At 47.9% G+C, this 20,648-nt stretch carries 15 protein-coding genes; 8 read left to right on the top strand and 7 right to left on the bottom strand.

Annotated features, from left to right (window positions below):
• Positions 1-5: 5 nt before the first annotated feature.
• Positions 6-965 (bottom strand): AEC family transporter, encoded by a 960-nt coding sequence (locus AC51G0_RS23610; protein WP_496304097.1) that lies wholly within the window; start codon positions 963-965, stop codon positions 6-8.
• Positions 966-1,621: 656 nt separating this feature from the next.
• On the opposite strand from AC51G0_RS23610, the gene AC51G0_RS23605 reads away from it, so the two are divergent.
• The 4 genes from AC51G0_RS23605 (at position 1,622) to putP (ending at position 8,336) form a co-directional block, all read left to right on the top strand.
• The gene (locus tag AC51G0_RS23605) at positions 1,622-2,407 is read left to right on the top strand and encodes a helix-turn-helix domain-containing protein (RefSeq protein WP_496304096.1); all 786 of its coding nucleotides are present in this window, start codon (positions 1,622-1,624) and stop codon (positions 2,405-2,407) included.
• 426 nt (positions 2,408-2,833) lie between these two features.
• A complete protein-coding gene (gene putA / locus AC51G0_RS23600) occupies positions 2,834-5,962 on the top strand; it encodes a bifunctional proline dehydrogenase/L-glutamate gamma-semialdehyde dehydrogenase PutA (protein ID WP_496304095.1) in 3,129 nt (1,042 codons plus the stop codon).
• 28 nt (positions 5,963-5,990) lie between these two features.
• On the top strand, positions 5,991-6,689 hold the full coding sequence (locus tag AC51G0_RS23595) for an aldehyde dehydrogenase family protein (protein WP_496304094.1): 699 nt from the start codon (positions 5,991-5,993) through the stop codon (positions 6,687-6,689).
• Positions 6,690-6,839: 150 nt separating this feature from the next.
• Positions 6,840-8,336: a sodium/proline symporter PutP gene (gene putP / locus AC51G0_RS23590; protein WP_496304093.1), complete on the top strand. Its 1,497-nt coding sequence runs from the start codon at positions 6,840-6,842 to the stop codon at positions 8,334-8,336.
• 57 nt (positions 8,337-8,393) lie between these two features.
• Here putP and AC51G0_RS23585 read toward each other — a convergent pair whose 3' ends face one another.
• Complete coding sequence (locus AC51G0_RS23585) at positions 8,394-9,764, bottom strand: L-serine ammonia-lyase (protein WP_496304092.1); 1,371 nt, start codon at positions 9,762-9,764, stop codon at positions 8,394-8,396.
• Positions 9,765-10,088: 324 nt separating this feature from the next.
• Between AC51G0_RS23585 and AC51G0_RS23580 the strand changes: the two genes are divergently transcribed.
• The gene (locus AC51G0_RS23580) at positions 10,089-11,360 is read left to right on the top strand and encodes a tetratricopeptide repeat protein (protein ID WP_496304091.1); all 1,272 of its coding nucleotides are present in this window, start codon (positions 10,089-10,091) and stop codon (positions 11,358-11,360) included.
• A gap of 25 nt (positions 11,361-11,385) precedes the next feature.
• Here the strand turns inward: AC51G0_RS23580 and yieH are convergent, their stop codons facing one another.
• Both yieH and AC51G0_RS23570 read right to left on the bottom strand, forming a co-directional pair.
• A complete protein-coding gene (yieH, locus tag AC51G0_RS23575; protein ID WP_496304089.1) occupies positions 11,386-12,066 on the bottom strand; it encodes a 6-phosphogluconate phosphatase in 681 nt (226 codons plus the stop codon).
• 178 nt (positions 12,067-12,244) lie between these two features.
• On the bottom strand, positions 12,245-12,445 hold the full coding sequence (locus AC51G0_RS23570) for a hypothetical protein (RefSeq protein ID WP_496304088.1): 201 nt from the start codon (positions 12,443-12,445) through the stop codon (positions 12,245-12,247).
• On the opposite strand from AC51G0_RS23570, the gene AC51G0_RS23565 reads away from it, so the two are divergent.
• Positions 12,432-13,094, top strand: coding sequence for a CatB-related O-acetyltransferase (locus AC51G0_RS23565; protein WP_496304087.1), 663 nt, complete (start codon positions 12,432-12,434; stop codon positions 13,092-13,094). The two genes, AC51G0_RS23570 and AC51G0_RS23565, sit on opposite strands and share 14 nt — an antisense overlap.
• A 133-nt stretch (positions 13,095-13,227) precedes the next feature.
• Here AC51G0_RS23565 and fabV read toward each other — a convergent pair whose 3' ends face one another.
• Positions 13,228-14,430, bottom strand: coding sequence for an enoyl-ACP reductase FabV (fabV, locus tag AC51G0_RS23560; RefSeq protein ID WP_496304086.1), 1,203 nt, complete (start codon positions 14,428-14,430; stop codon positions 13,228-13,230).
• Between the two features lie 361 nt (positions 14,431-14,791).
• Between fabV and AC51G0_RS23555 the strand changes: the two genes are divergently transcribed.
• A complete protein-coding gene (locus AC51G0_RS23555; protein WP_496304085.1) occupies positions 14,792-15,985 on the top strand; it encodes an acetate/propionate family kinase in 1,194 nt (397 codons plus the stop codon).
• 310 nt (positions 15,986-16,295) lie between these two features.
• Here the strand turns inward: AC51G0_RS23555 and ohrR are convergent, their stop codons facing one another.
• Positions 16,296-16,772 (bottom strand): transcriptional regulator OhrR, encoded by a 477-nt coding sequence (gene ohrR, locus AC51G0_RS23550; protein ID WP_496304084.1) that lies wholly within the window; start codon positions 16,770-16,772, stop codon positions 16,296-16,298.
• Between the two features lie 68 nt (positions 16,773-16,840).
• Between ohrR and ohr the strand changes: the two genes are divergently transcribed.
• On the top strand, positions 16,841-17,263 hold the full coding sequence (ohr, locus tag AC51G0_RS23545) for an organic hydroperoxide reductase Ohr (protein WP_496304083.1): 423 nt from the start codon (positions 16,841-16,843) through the stop codon (positions 17,261-17,263).
• 324 nt (positions 17,264-17,587) lie between these two features.
• Here the strand turns inward: ohr and AC51G0_RS23540 are convergent, their stop codons facing one another.
• The gene (locus tag AC51G0_RS23540) at positions 17,588-19,591 is read right to left on the bottom strand and encodes a methyl-accepting chemotaxis protein (RefSeq protein ID WP_496304082.1); all 2,004 of its coding nucleotides are present in this window, start codon (positions 19,589-19,591) and stop codon (positions 17,588-17,590) included.
• Positions 19,592-20,648: the final 1,057 nt, after the last annotated feature.

Genomic DNA, 20,648 nt, shown 5'->3' with positions numbered 1-20,648 from the left:
GTTGATCACAGTAACAGTCCTGCACTGTTTAAGACGGTGATCCCCAGGCTGCAGGTGAATAAGGAGCCTAGGGTCGTCATGGCGATCACGTTGGCTGCCAGCTTTGCATTGGCTCCCATTGATCGTGCCATGACATAACTGGCTGCCGCGGTTGGGGCTGCGCTCATCAAAAATATGATCCCCAGCTCCAGCCCGTGGAAACCAAGTAGGTAGCCGGCGAGAGTGATCAGGCCCGGAGCGATGATCAAGCGCCCGCAGGTTGAATAGTTGGCGTTTGAGGAGTCTTGCTGCAGTTGCTTCAGATCTAGGCTAGCACCGGTACACAGTAGAGCCAGTGGTAGTGTCATATCAGCAAAGTAGCTACCTGATTGTAGTAAAACATCAGGAATATCAATTTGTAATAGCGAAAATGGCACAGCAGCGCAGATGCTGAGGATTAATGGGTTCTTGACGATGGAACGGAGCAGGTAACCGATACCAAGAGGCTTGCTGCCTGGAGAAGAACGCGTCAGAGTGATCACAGCCAAGATGTTATAAAGCACAGTGATCACTGCAACATATAAAGAACCCACCACCAGACCAGTCTCACCGAAGGCGTTGGATACATAGGCAAGGCCTATGATCCCTGTGTTGGCACGAAATGCCCCTTGAACGACAACGCCAGTTTCATCTTTATCTTTGATCAGCCAATGGGCGATTAGTTCAAAGATTAGATAAGTCAGTATGTTAGCAATAACTGCAAAAAACAGTAGATTGACATTGCCAATTTGCTGCAAATCCGCTTTTACGACACTCAGAAAGAGTAGCGCGGGAAGAGTGATGGTGAATACCAGCTTGGATCCGGACTCAATGAATTTGTCTTCGATCAGCCCCCAGCGTTTGAGCGCGACGCCGAGTCCTAGCATGATGAAAATAGGGCCGGTGACCGAGAAAGAGTAGCCAAGTTGAGTCAGAAATCCGTTCATGATCAATATCCTTACTGTTCAACCTATTTGTAACACAAAAAATATCGCAGAGGTATTAACTCCGGAAAAATGATCAAGAGAGGCTAATTAACGGTGAGTGTGATTTCAATTGGAACGATGATCAAGCATGATCCTTGCCTGATCAATTCCAATCATGGAAAGATGATCAAGGCCTATGATCATGCTTCTGATGGCAAAAGGGCGCTATCGCCACCGTTAGACGATACTGATCCGTAAGCATGATCAAGGTGTTATTTCACTAAGTCATTGAAACATAATGAACAACACTAGCTGTGTATTCAGAACGATGAAAGTGGCCTAAGAAGAGATTAGGCAGCTTGTTGCCGTGAAAGGCTGAGTTTCCGGTGCGTTACGCCTATAGCTGAAAATTGAAATGACAATAGCCGTAAAAATGTTGCTCTTGATCATTTTTCCAGAGCGGACGTGGCATTGTGGCTATAATCTGCCCAGTTAAGCTGGGGGTAGGGTAATGCTTGATGACGCTAACTCTGGTGGATCTTTCTCCATACTGGCCTTGCTATACTCAATAGATAGAAGCCTCCCTGATTTGACGGCTAAATGGAGTCTGCTCGATAAGCAGTTGTGGTATCCTGCTCTTATGACTAAGAACTTAATTTCCCTAATTAAGATGCGGCATGAAAGATAAGCTAAATCTATCCGTGTTTAAGCCTTCAGAAATTGTAAAGTTACCGGAGCATATGGATCACCATAACCATGGTTATAACCAAGTGGTGATTGGGCTGTCCGGCCAGACGGAATTTGACATAGAAGGTTACGGTAATCTTGTCTGTCCTGGACAGGGGTGCCTGGTGACAGCAGATTCAGAGCATGCTTTTTCCGGGATCGGTAAAAACGAGATCCTGGTGCTAAATGTGCCTGTTGATCAGGTGCAGCCTTCCTATTCGGTAGAAAGGATGGAACGGCTATTTGATCAGTCTAGCTATTTTCACCTCGACAGCCAGGCGCAGAATTTGATCCAGGTGTTGACTGCGGAGATGACTGCCCATCCCGATGATCTGCTGCTCAGTAAGGCCTGTACTGATACCTTGATGTGTGTATTACAGCGTCACTTTAAGCCGTTGAATGGCGAGCGCCCGGCTAAGCGTCTGAACATGGATGCTATCGATCAGTACATACTTCAGCATCTTACCCGTAAAATATCAGTAACACAGTTGGCGGGGCTCGCTTTTCTTGGCGAAAGCCAGTTTCATTTTTTGTTCAAAGAACAGACAGGTGTCACGCCGCATCAATACGTGCTGAAAAAGCGTCTTGAGATGGCGAAACAACTCATTGAAGAGTCTCAGCTTAGCTTGGCTCAGGTGGCGCAAAGCTCAGGTTTTGCGAGCCAAAGTAGTTTTACCCAGGCCTTCTCCCGTCTTTACGGTATGCCCCCTGCCCGCTACCGGAAAATCCACAGCTAGCGCTTACTTACTGTTCAATCTGTTTTTAATCAATGGCTTGCGTTTATTATGGAACTCGAGCCATTTTATTTTTGGTTAATCGGCATTTTTCACCCCGCAATCGCTTCTTTCTATTTACCCCTCCACAACCTTGCCTTGATCATTGTTGCAGAAAATCGTTATTTACTGACCAGTCAACAACACCAGATAAGTGAACAGATTTAGCTTTTCGCTATATGAAACTGAAGTTTTTGCTGTAGTTTTGTGTCGATTTTTGTTAAAAAACGGACTTTTCCTAAAAACTATCGGAGAATGTAGCAAGACTCACGGCGTGGTGGAAAATAGAATCCCCTCAATGCTAACACTGGTGTAACATTTAACCTGGGCGAACGCACCTCGTAATTCTTATGCTGGTATTCAATCAGGTTCATTATTGAGGGAATGATTATGTTCAATGCGGCAGATGTACTTCAGCCATCATTTATTGAGCGACCATTGGATGAAATCTGGAAATTGATTTCGCCGCTCTATTCTGTTGATGAGTCTCAGTTGCTCAAGCAGCTATTGCCTTTGGCTGAGCCTTCAGAGCAAGAACGTAAACACACCACGGAACAAGCTGCGACGCTGATCGAGCGTGTACGTGCCGATCAGAACGCCATTCAGATGATTGATGCGTTGTTGCTGGAATACAGTCTAGATACCAAAGAAGGCATTTTGCTGATGTGTCTGGCTGAGGCGCTGATGCGCATTCCTGATTCGGCAACAGCAGATGCGCTGATCCGTGACAAACTCAGCGTAGCGGATTGGAAATCACACCTGAAAAGCTCGGATTCGCTATTTGTAAATGCGTCAACCTGGGGCCTGATGCTGACCGGTAAAGTGGTCACTATGGATGCCAAGGAAGATGGTACACCGAGCCATGTGATCAACCGCTTGGTGAACAAAATGTCTGAGCCGGTGATCCGCCAGGCAATGAACCAGGCAATGAAGATCATGGGCCACCAGTTTGTCCTGGGCCGCACCATTGCCGAAGCAATGAAGAACGGGAAAGACAAGCGTGACGAAGGCTTCACCTATTCCTTCGATATGCTGGGTGAAGCAGCACTGACGGCACAAGATGCCCAGAAATATTTTAAAGATTACATCATGGCGATCGAGGCCGTTGGCCGTGATGCGTATTCGAGCCAGAAGGGCAGTAACCCGAAATCACCGGATCCGACGGTGTCAATTAAGTTGTCGGCGTTGCATCCGCGCTATGAAGTTGCTAATGAAACTCGCGTGCTGGACGAAATGTATGAGTCGGTACTGTCTTTGCTCAAGCGTGCCCGTGAACTGAATGTCGGGATCACCATTGATGCCGAAGAAGCAGACCGCCTGGAGCTGTCGCTGAAATTGTTCGAGAAGCTGTACCGCTCTGACGTGGTACGTGGCTGGGGCCGTTTTGGCTTGGTTGTACAGGCTTACTCGAAGCGTGCCTTGCCAGTATTGGCGTGGCTTGCGGCATTGAGCAAACAACAAGGTGACGTGATCCCGCTTCGCCTGGTTAAAGGTGCGTATTGGGATAGCGAGCTGAAATTGTCACAGCAAAGCGGCTTTTCGGATTACCCGGTATTTACCCGCAAAGAAGCGACTGACAGCTCGTATCTGGCCTGTGCCCGATTCTTGTTGTCTGGGCATCTGCGCGGTTTGATTTACCCGCAATTTGCCAGCCATAACGCCCATACCGTGTCGGCTATCGTGGCAATGGCAAGCTCGAATCGTGATTACGAATTCCAGCGCCTGCATGGTATGGGTGATGCCCTGTATAACCATGTGATGGACATGCACCAGGCCAATGTCCGTATTTATGCGCCGGTGGGCAACCATAAAGACTTGCTGCCGTACTTAGTACGTCGCTTGCTGGAAAATGGTGCCAACAGCTCGTTTGTTCACCGTTTGGTTGATGCTAACTGCCCGGTTGAAGCCCTGACGCAGCATCCGGTGGATGAGCTACGTTCGCGCCCGACATTGCACAATAGCCTGATCCCGCTGCCACCACAGATTTTTGGTGAGCAGCGCAAGAACTCGGCGGGCATTAACATTGATATTGAGTCTGAATGGCGCCCGTTCTCGGAATCCGTTCAGGCATTTGGCCAGCACCAATGGCAGGCTGCTCCAATCGTAAATGGTGAAACATTATCGGGCGAGGCACTGACGGTTACAGCGCCATATGACCGTCGTGAGACCGTCGGCACTGTCGCCTTTGCCAATACCGAGCAGGTTGAAGCGGCCATTTCAGTGGCGGCTGAAGCGTATCCTGCTTGGTCACAGCTACCGGCAGCTGAACGCGCTCAAAGCCTGAGCCGTCTAGCGGATCTGATGGAAGCGCATACCGGTGAGCTGGTTGCACTTTGTCACCGCGAAGCAGGTAAAACGATTCATGACAGCATTGACGAAATCCGCGAAGCGGTTGATTTCTGCCGCTTCTATGGCGATCAGGCTGCGACGGACTTTGCTGAGCCGAAGCAAGTGGCCGGTTTTGATGGCACCACCAAGCTGCTGAGCTATCAGGGACGCGGGGTATTTGCCTGTATCAGCCCATGGAACTTCCCATTGGCGATTTTCCTTGGCCAGGTTTCTGCTGCATTGGTGGCTGGTAATACCGTCGTCGCGAAACCTGCAGAGCAGACTTCGCTTATCGCTTTTCGTGCGATTGAGTTGATGCTGGAAGCCGGCGTACCGGCTGGTGCTATCCAGTTCGTGCCAGGTACTGGTGCGGAGGTAGGTGCGCCACTGACATCGGATCCGCGTATTGCTGGTGTTGCTTTTACCGGTTCTACCGAAACAGCCCAGCGGATCAACCGCTCGTTGGCTGCGCGAGACTGTGAGCCGGCGGCGTTTATTGCCGAGACTGGTGGCCAGAACGCAATGATTGTCGACAGTACGGCGCTGCCTGAGCAAGTGGTTCGTGATGTCGTGCGCTCTGCCTTTGCTTCTGCTGGCCAGCGTTGTTCGGCCCTGCGGGTGCTGTTTGTTCAGGAAGATATTGCCGATCGCATTACTGCCCTGATCAAGGGTGCGATGGCCGAGCTGTCGGTTGGCCGCCCAGAGCTGCACAGTACAGATGTTGGCCCGGTGATTGATACGGGTGCCCGTGAGAAGCTGCTGACGCATATTGAGACACTGAAGAACCAGGCCAAGGTCGTGGCACAGGCGAAATTGGGCGAAGAATGCCAGCATGGTGATTTTGTCGCGCCGACAGCGTTTGAGATCAGCAGTATTGATGTACTGAAGAATGAAAATTTCGGCCCGATCCTTCATATCGTTCGCTTCAAGGCCAGCGAGCTGGAACAAGTGATCGATCAAATCAACAATACCGGCTTTGGCCTGACAATGGGGATCCATAGCCGAAACGAGCGTACGTATTGCCATATCGAGCGTCGTGCCCGTGTTGGTAACTGCTATATCAACCGTGATCAGGTAGGTGCCGTGGTTGGGGTACAGCCTTTTGGTGGGCAGGGATTGTCGGGAACCGGCCCGAAAGCCGGTGGTCCGCGCTACCTGTACCGTTTTACCAAAGATGTGTTTAACGCTTAATGGCTGCTGAGTTGAGAAGGAAAAAGCTATGACGACAAGTATTCAAGCAATGGTAGATAACAGCTCAGCGGCCTGGGAAGGCTGGAACGGCCTGGGCTATGAGGCTCGTACTCAGATCCTGGGGCGCTGGACGGAAGAACTGGCACCTGAGGTGCGGGCAATGGTGGAATTCCAGTGCCGCAATGCTGCCGAGCATGTAGCGGAAACGCTGCTGATGCCGGGGCCTACGGGTGAAACCAATGAGCTGTACTGCGCAGGGCGCGGCAGTTTCATTGTGACCGCCGATGCCGAGGCATCATTGGTGGCTGTTGCCGGGCAGGTTGCTGCTGCCCTGGTAACAGGAAATACGGTTTTCGTTTGCCTACCGTCAGATTTTGCGCTGTCGGCGGGTGAACTGGTTGCACAGCTGGAAAAAAGCGGCTGTGCTCGCGGTGTTATCACTGCAATTGATAGTGATCAGCTTGCTGATCTGGTTAGTCACCCGGCTGTTGCTGGCGTGGCGTATGCCGGTAAGCTATCAACATCACAGGCATTGGCACGCCAACTGGCTGCCCGTGACGGACTACTGGCTCAGCTGATCAGCGAGACTGATTGTGAGTCACTGCCTGTTATCGGTAGCCCAACGTACTCACTACGCTTCGTGACCGAAAGAACACGAACCATCAATATCACAGCGGTTGGCGGTAACGCGACACTGCTTGAATTGGGGAGTGGTGAAGAACACTAACGAGAGTTGTTATCACAAGTCTTCTCTCCGATGACTTGAATGGAACAAATCTCGGTGGAATGTACTTTTAACAACTTAGCTGAAACCTTTTCAGCACCATAAACAAAAGCCCCTGCTATGGACAGGGGCTCTCAGTGAGGGAACTCGACAATGATAGAAAATAGCTTTGCTATTACAGGAACGTTTATCGTTTATCTGATCGGTATGATGGCGATTGGTTATATTGCTTACAAGCGAACAGCAAACTCAGCCGACTATTTCCTAGGCGGCCGTACTCTTGGCCCTTGGCCTGCAGCATTGTCTGCTGGTGCATCGGACATGAGTGGCTGGCTACTGCTTGGCCTTCCGGGTTATGCCTACGCTGCAGGTATGGAATCACTGTGGCTGGCTGGTGGCCTGCTGATCGGTACTTGGCTAAACTGGCTGATCTGTGCCAAGCGCCTGCGTACATACAGTATCACTACAGACAATGCGTTAACGCTGCCTGAGTTCCTTGCTCGCCGTTTTGACGATAAATCTAAACTGATCCAAACCATTTCAGCATTCTTTATCTTGCTGTTCTTCCTTTTCTATACCAGTTCAGGTTTGGTTGCCGGTGGTAAGCTATTTGAAACCGTATTCGGTCTTGATTACACCGTCGCTGTGATTGTCGGTACCGTTTGTGTTGTCTCCTACACCCTGTTTGGTGGTTTCCTTGCCGTGTCTTGGACTGACCTTGTTCAGGGCCTGTTGATGTCAGCTGCACTGCTTATTGTGCCGATTGCTGCGATGAGCGGTGACTTTGGTGAGCTGGCTATGGCACTGGAAGCGAAGAACCCTGAGCTGATGACAGTGTTCAATGATGTGAAAGGTGAGCCACTGTCAGCGATTGCGATCATCTCTCTGGCGGCCTGGGGCCTTGGCTACTTTGGCCAGCCGCATATCCTGGCTCGTTTCAAGGCAACACGCTCTAACAAAGACATCGGTACTGCACGTCGCATCGCGGTGACGTGGACTGCACTGTCGATGGCTGGTGCGATGTTAGTTGGCCTAGTTGGTATTCTGTTCGTCGACAACCAGCTGGCCGGTGAACTGGCTGACGGCGAGAAAATCTTCATGCTGTTGGTGAACTCAATCTTCCACCCAGTTATTGCCGGTATTCTACTGGCGGCAATCCTGGCGGCAATTATGAGTACGGCTGACTCACAGCTGTTGGTGTCTTCATCGGCACTGGCTGAAGATTTCTACAAGCAGGTATTCCGTCCACAAGCTTCAACAGAAGAGATTGTATTGGTTGGCCGTGTGGCGGTTATCGTTCTGTCTATCGTTGCGCTTGTTCTGGCGATGAACCCGGATAGCACGGTACTCGGCCTGGTGTCTTATGCCTGGGCTGGTTTTGGTGCGGCATTCGGTCCGGCACTACTGCTTAGCCTGTTCTGGATTGGGATGAACCGTAACGGTGCCCTGGCGGGTATCGTGGTTGGTGCGCTGACTGTGGTTATCTGGAAACAGCTAACAGGCGGTATCTTCGATGTATATGAAATCGTTCCTGGCTTCATCTTCGCGACGATTTCAATCATTGCCGTGAGCTCAATGACTGGCGGTGCGTCGAAAAAAGTTCAAGCGCAGTTTGGTCAGTATGAAACGAACTTGATTGAGTTTGATTAACTGAAACGTTACGTTTCGTGATGAAAAAGCCAGCCGCTGTTTAGCGGCTGGTTTTTTTTATTCACAAGGTGGGGCAAGGTGGATCATCGCGAGGCCTCCAAGCGAGGTTTCCCGGTACTTCTTGTTCATATCTTTACCGGTCTGGTACATGGTCTCGATGATCTTATCAAGAGAGATCAACGATTTGCTATTGCGCTTGAGAGCCATGCGTGAGGCATTGATAGCCTTTATCGCCCCCATCGCATTACGTTCGATACATGGGATCTGTACCAAGCCACCAATTGGATCGCAGGTCATACCCAGAGAATGCTCCATGGCAATTTCTGCAGCCATGCAGATTTGCCCGTTGCTGCCACCGCGTATTGCGGTCAGGCCTGCTGCCGCCATGGATGATGAGACGCCGATTTCACCCTGGCAGCCGACTTCAGCACCAGAGATTGAAGCGTTCATTTTATACAGCATGCCAATTGCCGCTGAAACGGCCAAAAAATCCTCTATTTGAGGCGTATCGAGCTCGCAGACAAACTTGTTGTAATACATCAAAACAGAAGGGATCACCCCGGCAGCCCCGTTGGTCGGTGAGGTAACGACTTGCCCGCCCGCTGCATTTTCTTCACTGACGGCAAAGGCAAAGAGGTTTACCCAGTCAAGAATGGTCATTGGATCATTCTCAATCTCTTTATTGGCTTGAAGTTTTTTTAGCAGTGCCGGGGCGCGGCGAATAACATGTAGGCCGCCTTCTAAGACTCCCTCGGTTTTAAATCCACGCTGCATACAAGAAGACATCACAGCCCAAATCTGTTCGGCTTTGGCATCGAGCTCTTCCTGAGAGCGAAAAGCCAGCTCGTTGCTCAGGATCATAGCCCCAATACTCAGGCCTGCTTTCTCGGCGTTATTGAGGATATCTTCCGCAGAGTGAAAGCCGTAAGGGACGGTGACTTTATCGGAGGATTTACCTTGTTGTAGCTCATCGGCAGTGGCAATGAACCCGCCGCCAATTGAATAGTAGGTCTCGATGAAGAGCTGGTTACCGCCTGGATCAAACGCACTGATGGTCATGCCGTTCTCATGCAGCGGCAGGCTGCTGCTGTGAAATAGCATATCGGTGTCCGGATCAAAGCCTATGGCTCTTTTGCCAGCAAGCTTGATTGCCTTGGCCTGGATGCCTTCGGCCATTGCCTTGTTGGCCTGCTCGATATCAATCTTGTCCGGGGTGTTACTCATGAGGCCGAGAATGGTGGCGCGGTCGGTATGGTGGCCTTTACCCGTGAGGGACAGTGAACCGTAAAGATCGACTTGAATACGGTCGATGTTGTTCAATATCGCCTCCACTTTCTGGCAAAAATCGAACCCGGCCAGCATCGGGCCGTTGGTGTGAGAGCTAGATGGCCCAACCCCCACTTTGTAGATATCAAAAATAGATAACATGGTCACTTCCCTCATTCTGTATATCAGCCAGACAATCAACCTGGCTAGATAAACACAGTGATTGCCATCCACTTGCACGGATCAATGATCAAGGAACAGGTCGTTGGTTACTTTGAGTGTAACCAACGGACGCCCCTGGCGGAGTAATAGATCGCTGCCGTAAAGCCCCCCCGAATAACAGTGCTATCTTCATTTGCTATATTTCTCTATCTCACTATTTCCAAACGGCATTTATTGTGTGGGTATTTCCTCTGGCATAATAGGTGTAGTTATGCGGCAAGCTGCCGTTATATAGAATGTAGAAAATTGTTTGCATGAGGGGTTATGTCAAACCTGGTGATCGGCTTGAGTCTTGCCGGAGTAGTGCTGGTTTGGGTGATTGTTCGATATTTTGCGGTGGTGAAAAAGCAGCATCGCAGGGTACAGGAGCAGTTCCTCAAAGATCAAAAATATAAGCGGGTCTTGGAAAAGGCCAAAGCTGCCGAGCGCGAAGAGAAAATCTTCAAGGCGCGGACTGGGCATGTCTCCAGCCAGTTGTCGTTGGCCAAAGAGTATGAGCTGATCAGCATTAGCAAGGCGATATATTGGTATCGAAAGGCGGCGGATTTAAACAATGATATCGCCCAGAATGCACTTGCCCGGCTATGCCGCCTTGATCCGTCAGATTCCGATGGCGAGGCAAAATCAACTTACTGGCAGCAGGTGGTTACCGCCAAGAGCAGAGAGCCTGAAGCGCTTTACCTGCTGGGCAGTTATCAAGTGCAGGGCCAAGGTACCGAAGTTGATACCAAGGCAGGGATAGAAAATATCACCGCTGCAGCAGAGAAAGGGGTTGTTGATGCGCAGCTGTTTCTGGGAGATTGGTATGTTGCCGAGAACAATCCAGAAAAAGAACCACTGATGGCGATGGGCTGGCGTGTGCGTGCTGCGATCAACCAAGATGTCAGGGGGTGTATCAAAACGGCTTTTTGCTATCAAAGTGGTGTCGGGGTTGCCAAGGATAAGAACCGGGCTATCTACTGGCTGGAAAGGGCGGCCGAGGCCGGAAGCAGCGAAGCGCAGTTCCTGACGGCAAAAATGCATTTAGGCTCGGATGCCAATGATGCAGCCATTGCTTATGTCTGGTTTTCGCTAGCCCATGCTTTTGGCCATAATACAGCCAAGGCCGAGCGTGACGAGGTAGCGCAGTACGTTGGGATTGAATCCATTCTGGCAGCCCAGAGTGTCGCTAATTCAGTCTATAAGATCCTCAAGCACCAACCTGTTGCGCGACATGCCGTGATCGAACTTCTGGACAAGGTGTATAGCCGGAGAAGCTATCGTCCTGACGAGGATGTGCTGGCATCATTGGCTGCTGGTGAGCTTATGGGGGATATGGCGCAAGCTGATGCAATTGCCAGCCGTGATGGTGAAACCGAGCATACAGTTCAACTTGCTCCGGCATTGTCGCCTGAGCTCGCCAATGACTTGGCAATAGACAGTACTGAACCGGAATGTGAAGTCGGACCGCAGAATGTTACCGCAACCAAGGAGTACCAGCAGCAAAACTGGGCAACATCCTGGGATAGCTTTGCCGGGGATGAGGACAAGTCATAGTGCTGACTGTTGGTATGGTACAGGGCTAGAGGTAGTCAAGCAGCTGCGGCATGGCCGAGATGGTTGTGACACAAGGGTGGTTGATTTGGGCCGAATGCGGTGTCGCAGCAAAGTGAAAAGTACGCATATCGGCATTGATCCCAGCCTGGACCCCTTTAATCGTATCATCGACAAAGACACACTCTTTCAGCATGACCCCCATGTTCATCGCGGCGAAGTGCAGGATATCCGGCTCTGGTTTCCAGCTGTTGGCCTCAAACCCGCTAAATAATTTACCTTCAAAATAAGGCAGTAGCCCTGTCAGGCCCAGGGTATGCTCTATTTTTTTGATCGGCGCATTGGAAGCAATGCACATATCACAGCCTATCGCCGACAGGGCCTCCAGTAATTCAGGCACCCCCTCGATCGGAGCAAGCCCCTGCTCAAATAGTTGCCGGCACTCCTCGCGGTATAGCGGTTCAAGAGTATCGATAGGGACATGGATACCCGCGCGCTCACGGGTTTCGGCAAGAATATCGGCCATCTTACCGCCCTGAAAATGGCTCATGCATTCTTCAAGGCTCAACGTGGCGCCAAACTGATTGAATATATTAACAAGTGCCTGATTACAGAGCCTTTCACTATCTACAAGGGTGCCGTCACAATCAAAAATGACACAGCGTATATCTGTTTCTTTTTTTGCTGTCATGATTTCGAATCCATCCATATAGGGCGCTCCAATAGGCTTCCTGTCGCTTACATCTCATTGTTAATACACACTAGTAAGTTCTACAACGTGCATATTAACGTTTTGCTATCTTTATCGCGATTACCCTATTTTTTCTATGAATTCTGAGATTTGAAACTCATGCTGTATAGGAATCTATAACCTACATGACGAATGGCTAGTCACGATTGTACGACTGACCTGAATTCAGGTGTTGGGCTGTGATGCGCTCGACAAGAATCAGCGTCTGCCATTTGTTGATATGATTATCATCACTATACTTTTCAGCAAAAGCAGTGAAAAAGGCAGTGCCGTACAGTTCTTCGGGGCAGGCAGGCGGCGATACATTATAAAAAGGGGTGGCTATGTCATCATCCATATTTCCTTCATGGCTTGGCGGTTATGAGGTGCGGGAACATATCAATAATCCGAATATTAGCGTAGGGGCGCATACGTATTACTCCGGTTACTACCACGACAAGCACTTTGAGGATCAATGTGTGCGGTACCTGCTGGGGGATCATTCCACCCGTGCAGTCTGGGAGTCGGGCATCTTTGGTGAGGTTGACCAGCTTATCATTGGCAAGTATTGCTCGATCGCTTCTGGCGCCACCTTCATGCTGGCGGGTAACCAGGGCCACCGCCATGATTGGGTCTCTTCATTTCCCTTTGATGTCAGCCAATTTGGCAACAAGGTAAAGTCAGGTTTTGAGCGGGCCGGCGATACGGTGATCGGCAATGATGTGTGGATTGGTTCTGAGTGCGTGATTATGCCCGGTATCAAGATCAGTGACGGGGCAGTGATTGGCGCCCGGGCCGTGATAACGAAAGATGTCGAACCCTATGCCGTTGTCGTGGGTAATCCCGGGCAAAGGGTGAAGAAACGCTTCAGTGATGAGCAGGTTGAGATGCTGCTGGAGATGAAATGGTGGGATTGGCCGCTGCAGACCCTGCAACAAAACATGGACCTGATGTGCAGCAATGATATTGAAGGCCTGTTTGAGCGTTATCGCCACTTTGAGAGGTGAGCTGTATATCAGCAGGTTGCGAACGGGCTCGTTCTGATACAACAAATTAACTGTAATTGGAGTGGCTTCGCCAGTTTTTTGCCAGGTACTACATATAATTGGAGGACCTGGCATTAACTGTTTCCACCCCGTATTACGGTTTTAGACTGCTGAGAAAGTCAACACTGATATCTTGCTGGTAATCAACATTGTCAAAGCCAAAACCGTTCAGTTGTAAAAAGTCACTCAGGTAGCCGTCGTAGTCACCCAGCTGTTTAAAGTTATCTGGTGTGATCTGCTCCATCAGGGCGGTGACCTCCCTTTGAACATCTTCACGTAGCTCCCAGTCATCGAGCCTTATCAGGCGGTTGTCATCAGTAACGGCCTTGCTGTTCGTTGGGTAGAGTTTGGCACTGAGCAGGCGCTGTATCTGCTCAATACACCCTTCATGTAGCCCCTTTTCTTTCATTACTTTGAACAATGCCAGAATATAGGGAGACAATCCCGGGATAAATACGCTGGCTTTGGTTACAAGGGCTTTGCAGACGGCCACATAAGCCTCACCACCTATCGCCTGAAGCTGCTGGTGGATGATATCGGCTGTATGGTGAAGATCCTGCTTGGCTTTTCCTAGCGTACCGTGATTGTAGATTGGGTAGGTACTTTCTGGGCCGATATAGGAGTACGCTATCGTTTTGCAGCCATCGGCCAGCACGCCGGCGTCGGCTAGAAATTGCATCCACTCTGCCCAGTCTTCGCCGCCCATGACTTTCACGGTGTCATGGATCTCCTGCTCTGAAGCCGGAGGCAGAGTGGCTTCCTTCATGACCTCATGTTCAAGGTCGATGGTTGCGCCTTGGACGGACTGGCCGATAGGCTTGATGGCAGAGCGCCAAAATTCGCCCGTTTCTGGGTTTGGACGCACACCGGACGCGAGGCTGTATACCACCAGATCGATTTTACCGCCAAAATCTGACTTGATCCTTTCAACGACCTGCTGACGTAACTTATCGGAGAAAGCATCACCCACAAGGTTGCCTGCCTGCAGGCCGAATTCCTCTGCGGCCTGTTTGAAGTAAATATTGTTGTACCACCCGGCGCTGCCAACGCCTTTTTCTGACGGGCCTCGTTCAAACGAGACGCCAAGGGTATCGGTGCGTGTCCCGCCAAAGGCCAGGCCAATTCGGGTCGCAAGGCCAAAGCCTGATGACGCGCCTAAGATCAGGGCGCGTTTAGGACCCGTTGTTACAGCGTGTGAAGACTGACAATAATCGATTTGACGGCGAACGGCTTCCTGGCAGCCGAGGGGATGTGCAGAGCGTGCAACTACCCCTTTTACAATCGGTTTAATGATCATATGTACTTCCTAAATTTGTAAATCCCAATTTGAATGCAGTACAGGTATGGCCCATTCAAATTGGCACTCAAAAAATTTGAAAACTAGCCTGAAACATTCAACAAAAATTTAAGTGATGGGCGAAATTTGTTCAAGGTTAAACGTTTTCGTTGCTGCAAACTTGATCTGAACCAGTGATTTTTCAATTTTTTTGATTTTTTTGAAAACAAAAGTTGAGTTATTCAAAAAAAATTGAATAATGTAATCAAAATATATAATGCTGAGAAAATGCTGCTCCACACATTTTCCTCTGCAGTCTAGAAAAAGACGTGTAACGGGACAACACTTGTCCTTAAGCCCTAAATATTCTGATGAGATAACTATGAGCAATTCTCTAGTACTTGTAATCAACTCTGGTAGTTCTTCACTGAAGTTCGCCCTAATCGATACTGTTAGCGGTGAAGCAACCCTGAGCGGTTTGGGTGAGTGTTTCGGCATGCCTGAAGCTAATGTTAGCTGGAAGATCAACGGCGAGAAACAAGAATACAAACTTGATGATTCTGGTAACCATCACCAGCAGGCGGTTGACCGCATCGTAGCTTTGCTTGAAGAGTTGGGTATCAAGCAAGATATCGTAGCTGTTGGTCACCGTGTTGTACACGGTGGAGAGAAGTTTACTAAAACAGTGAAAGTAGACGAGAGCGTTCTTGAAGAAATCGAGAAGCTAAGCGATCTTGCTCCACTGCACAACCCTGCTCACGTTATTGGTATGCGTGCGTCAATGAAGGCATTCCCTGCGCTGGCTCAGTATGCGGTATTCGATACGGCTTTCCACCAGACGATGCCGGCTAAGGCTTATACGGGAGCGATTTCTCAGAAGCTATACAACGACTACGGTATTCGCCGTTACGGTTTCCACGGTACCAGCCACTACTACGTCAGCCGTGAAGCCGCTAAAATTATCAACAAGCCTGTTGAAGAAAGCAGCTTCATCTCCGTTCACCTGGGTAACGGTGCATCTGTCTGTGCCATTAAGAACGGTAAGAGCGTTGACACCAGCATGGGCTTTACTCCACTTGCTGGCCTGATGATGGGTACACGTTGTGGTGATCTTGACCCAAGCATCATCGAGTTTCTGCTGAAAAAAGGCTGGTCTCAGGAAGAAGTCTTTAACGAGCTGAACAAGAAATCTGGCCTGCTAGGTGTTTCCGGCCTAACAAGTGACTGCCGTGGCATCATTGAAGCGATGGAAGAAGGTCATGAGGGCGCAACGCTAGCGTTTGAAATCTTCACTTACCGTGTTGCTAAGTATATCGGTTCTTACATGGTGGCACTGGATGAACTCGACGGTATTATCTTTACCGCAGGTATTGGTGAAAACTCGTTACCGATCCGTAGCCAAATTCTGAAAAATCTGAAGATTTTTGGCTACCGTGAAGATGAAGCTGCAAATGCTGCTGCACGCTTCGGTAATCAAGGTGTTATCACTATGCCTAACACCCCTCTGGCAATGGTTATTCCAACCAATGAAGAGTGGGTTATTGCAAAAGAATCTATGGCGTTACTGCACGCTTAATAGGTTCAGGCCAACCACAAGGTTGGTTTAACCAAGCTGCCTATGAGCTTGGTTAAAATCCTGCTTGGAACACAGGATATTACGGAACGGAAAACGGCCCTGAGCATCTGCTCAGGGCCGTTTTTTAATTTCTGCGTACGCATCAAATCTTGATAGACCTGTAACACTTCTTCTGGGTCAAATCACCTCATCAAGTGTGAGTTCAAAGACTTCACCTTTTTGCCACATAGCTACAGAAGTACAAACTGACTGAGTTCTAGTTGTAATTAGTCCCTGTTCAGCAATTTAGTTGAATCCAAAAGCGTGACCTTTAACACAAGTTATTAACTAATTTCTCGCAGGTTGCTTTAAGGGCGAGCAATTCATCAAGTGGCAAATCACTTTTACAGAACATGGCGTTGGGAATGCCTTCGGCATGGTTTTTGAGTTCGACACCTGTTGGGGTTAAAAACATCTCTCTCACGCGTTCATCTTTCTCACTGCGTCGTCTGGTTACCAATCCTTTGCTTTCAAGGCGTTTTAGTAATGGGGTTAACGTACCAGAATCCAAGTGCAGTTTTGCGCCTAACTCTTTGACGTTTATGCCATTGTTCTCCCAAAGCACCATCATTGCCAAATACTGAGGGTAGGTTAAATCGAGTTGCTCCAACATTGGGCGGTAAGCACGAACCATGGCATTTGCAGCACTGTACAGGGAAAAACAGACTTGGTTTTCTAATACTAAACCTGACGATTTTACATCCAAAGAACCCTTCTTATCATCAAGTTGTTGCTTGCTATCTGGCATTCTCACACTCTCACAGCGCAATGTTTATTGTGTGAGATATTCAAAGAACCCATACCAAGGAGATGCAGATGACAACGCTTTACTCAACCACGGCAACGGCTTCGGCAGGTCGAAATGGACAGGTTGCGACAGATGACGGCAAACTGGAATTACACTTAAGCTATCCAAGAGAGATGGGGGGGAGCGGCGAGGCGACAAACCCAGAACAATTATTTGCAGCAGGTTACGCTGCTTGTTTTTCAAATGCCATTTTGCACGTTGCCCGTGAAAATAAAGTGAAGATCAGTTCAGCGCCAGTTTCAGCTCAAGTTGGTATTGGCCCAAATAGCACTGGCGGATTTGCATTATCAGTAAGCCTTGCAATTACCCTCGATTTACCTGAAGAAGAAGCGCAACAGTTAGTCACAACAGCGCACCATGTTTGCCCTTACTCCAATGCAGTGAAAGGCAATATTGATGTGCAATTAAGCGTAAATGGTCAATCCCTGTAGTTTTGTCAGGTCAATTTGATTTTAGTAAGTGTTGTTAGTAATTTTCTGTACAAGTAATTCTTGCTATACATAAGCACACCCAACCAATGAAGAGTGGATTATCGCAAAAGAATCTATGGCGTTACTGCACGCTTAATAGATTCAGGCCAACCACAAGGTTGGTTTAGCCAAGCTGCCTAAGGGCTTGGTTAAAATCCTGCTTGGAACACAGGATAGTACGGAACGGAGAACGGCCCTGGGCATCAGCTCAGGGCCGTTTATTTATTTTGTACAAGAAGTTTTAGCTACATAATCAATAATTACAATTAAAGAGTAATATTCAGGCTATTGAAGTTTGAATTTGTTTACTAGAGTGTCTAACTGTGAGTTCGCAGCAGACAGGCTTTGTGTACTGTCTACTGTCGCTTGACTATTTTGAGTCAATTCATAAATCATCTCACGGATATTGTTCATATTACGGTTCACTTCTTCGCTTACTGAACTTTGTTCTTCAGAAGCAGTTGCAATTTGAGTACTTAAGTCACTAATCTCAAAGATAGAACCTGTCATTGCATCCAAGCTGTTTGATACGCGCTCTGCATTTGCAGCTGTACGTTCACAGCTTGCTTTGGTGACTTCCATTGCGGTAACTGCATTGGTCGCATCTTGATGTAACTTCGTTAATATTTCATTAATTTCTGTTGTGCTGGTCTGAGTACGCGCTGCAAGTGATCGCACTTCATCGGCTACAACTGCAAAACCTCGCCCCTGCTCACCTGCTCGTGCTGCTTCAATTGCGGCATTGAGTGCCAGAAGGTTTGTTTGATCTGCAATTTCTCCTATTACACCTAGTACACTAACAATTTGTTGAGTATTTTCATTCATAGTATTAATGCTTGATGATGCTGTGGCCACTTCTTCCACTAAGATACTCATGCTGCTAGATGCCTCAACTACATCACTTTTTGCTAATTGTGCATCGTCACTGGCTTTATTAGTATTTGCGGCAGTGTCGTTGGCGCTGTGTGCGATTGTCTCAGCCGTTGCGCTCAATTCAGTGATGGCAGCAACGACTTGATCGGTCTCGGTTGCGTGTTCGTTTAATGCCTGGTTATTGTTATCTGACTGCACATTAAGTTGCTTGATTCCATCAGAGATATGAGCAGAGGCCTGTGAAATATCCATGATCATGGATTTTAAATATATAATGAAGTGATTGACAGATTCCGCAATATCTGCAACTTCATCAGATGAATTTGTTTTGATAACAGTTGTTAAATCGGCATTTCCTGATGACAGCGACCGAATGTTGTTTCGTAATGATTCAAGGCGCTGAGTTAGTTTTGAAAATACAATAAAGCAAAAAATAATAATAGCGGCTACGATGGGAAGTTGAATTGATGCTAAGGCCATCATGATCGAGTTGGTTGTTGATTGTATTAGATCTGTTTCAATGCTAAATGCGACTATCCATGGCGTGCCTGTAATTTGATGCATGAAAAGAGTGTGATTTATACCATTATTAACGTAGTTGACTTGTAATTGATTACTCGTATTAATCTGAGTTAGGTGACGGTTAACATTAGCTGCAAATGAAGACTGTTGAGTAATAGAAGATAGATTTTCAAGTATGAGTGGGCGATTAATGCTGCGTGTGTTGCTTAGTATTTTACCTTCAGATTCAATGATAAGGATATCCCCGTTTAACATTTTCTCTTTTTCAGCGACAAGGTTATTGAAAAAACCCAATGTAAGATCAATCGTAGCAACACCATAGCGTTCGCCCTGCTTAAATATCGACATGGCACAATTTGTTCTAGCTTCATTACTGGCCGAATCTTGGTATGCAGGTGCCCAAGCACATCGCCCTTGAGGAGCCGTTAGGCCATTTTTGTACCAAACTTGTTCGTAGTAATTGGCTGAGTCAGCAGAGTTCCAATAGGTATTTTCAACAAGCTTATTGTTGGCATCACGGTGATAAAATGTACTGTATTTTTCAACGCCTTGTTGGCGTTTCCCTGGCAAAGGCCAGATACCGCCACCGAAAACTTGAAGCTTTCCGTATTGATCGACCATACTTGGCAAAATTTGATCAATTTGCTCACTAGAGACGAGAGGAATGGTTTGGGTGATTGTCCGCTGTTGTGCTTGAACTTGCTCTAGTTCCGTTAAGATTACATCATTGATATCTTGTAGTGCGCCTTCGATAATGGCTTCTTCATTTGCGACTAGTTTGGGAGAAACCCAGTAGTTTATTCCTAAAGTGGTCATTAATCCTACAACCAACATGAAAAAGACAAAATAAAGTGGATATTTATACCGTATAGATCTCATTTTTTTTGTTTTCATCCTTTGTTCCTGATTCAGTAATAGTGATTAATGGGGACTTCGTAACATGCAGTGTTTTTACCATTGGTTGTAGCTTGAATTGACAAGGCGCTCATTAATGAACTGGTCTTTGAATGCCTAGTGAAAGCGCTTTCATTAAGGATTATCGCACTTGGTGGGGAGAGGAGCAATTAGGCAGTGCATGTTTTGGATGTTTCCAATCACACATTTTGAATAAACTAAATTCTTCTCTGTTTGAACTAATTGATGGACACCCTTGGCAATATGTCGAGTTGAAGGTTTCTTTGCTACTACGCACGACAACTACATATATGCTTTTTCTTTTGCATTAAGTGGCTATTACGTTAAATCTATGCAGAACGAGCATGATGTAGTGACAAAAAAAAGCCGTAAGAAAACGGCTTGATCAAAAACCACCAATACAAGGAGGTCTTATGGTGGCTATGGAAATCAAATTGACTTTACGCAACCAATCTAACACGGAAAGTCAGAAAGCGCTTTCATTTTGTGTTAAATCCTCCACAAACGGATGTAGTTGTGTAACAGCTAGAAACAATAAGAGCCGTTAATGACGACTAAGTTAATAAGCTAATCAAATAAAAACAACCTAAAAGTTAGATATGTCTTGCAACAAGACAACTCTATAGTTACACAGGAATTGTTACAAAGTGATTACAGCGGTCATGATGTGATTATGAATTGGAGAGTAAGTGACCTCTCTGGGAGGCTTAGTAATTAGGCTTGCACCACCAAGCGATCTATCAGTTTGGTTAGATCTTGTTTGGAACATAGGGTTATTATGTGTACATCATTACAGGTATGTAAGGCGAAAGTTATTTTGTGCGTGTCCTTTTGTAAAAGTTCTTGCTGTATATAAGTAATCCTGAGCACGAAGAGTGGGCTATTGCCAAAGAGTCAATGGCGTTGCTGCATGCGTAATAGACTACAGGCAACCAGGCTGCCCAAGGGCCTAGTTGATTCCCTGCTTGGAACTCAGGGAAATACGGAACGGCCCCGAGCATCTGCTCGGGGCCGTTTTTGCATTAAGGAACTTGAA

The organism is Photobacterium sp. HL06 (assembly GCF_059552575.1).
Note: the sequence above shows the minus strand (reverse complement) of the source record. Positions and strands in the feature narration are given on the sequence as shown.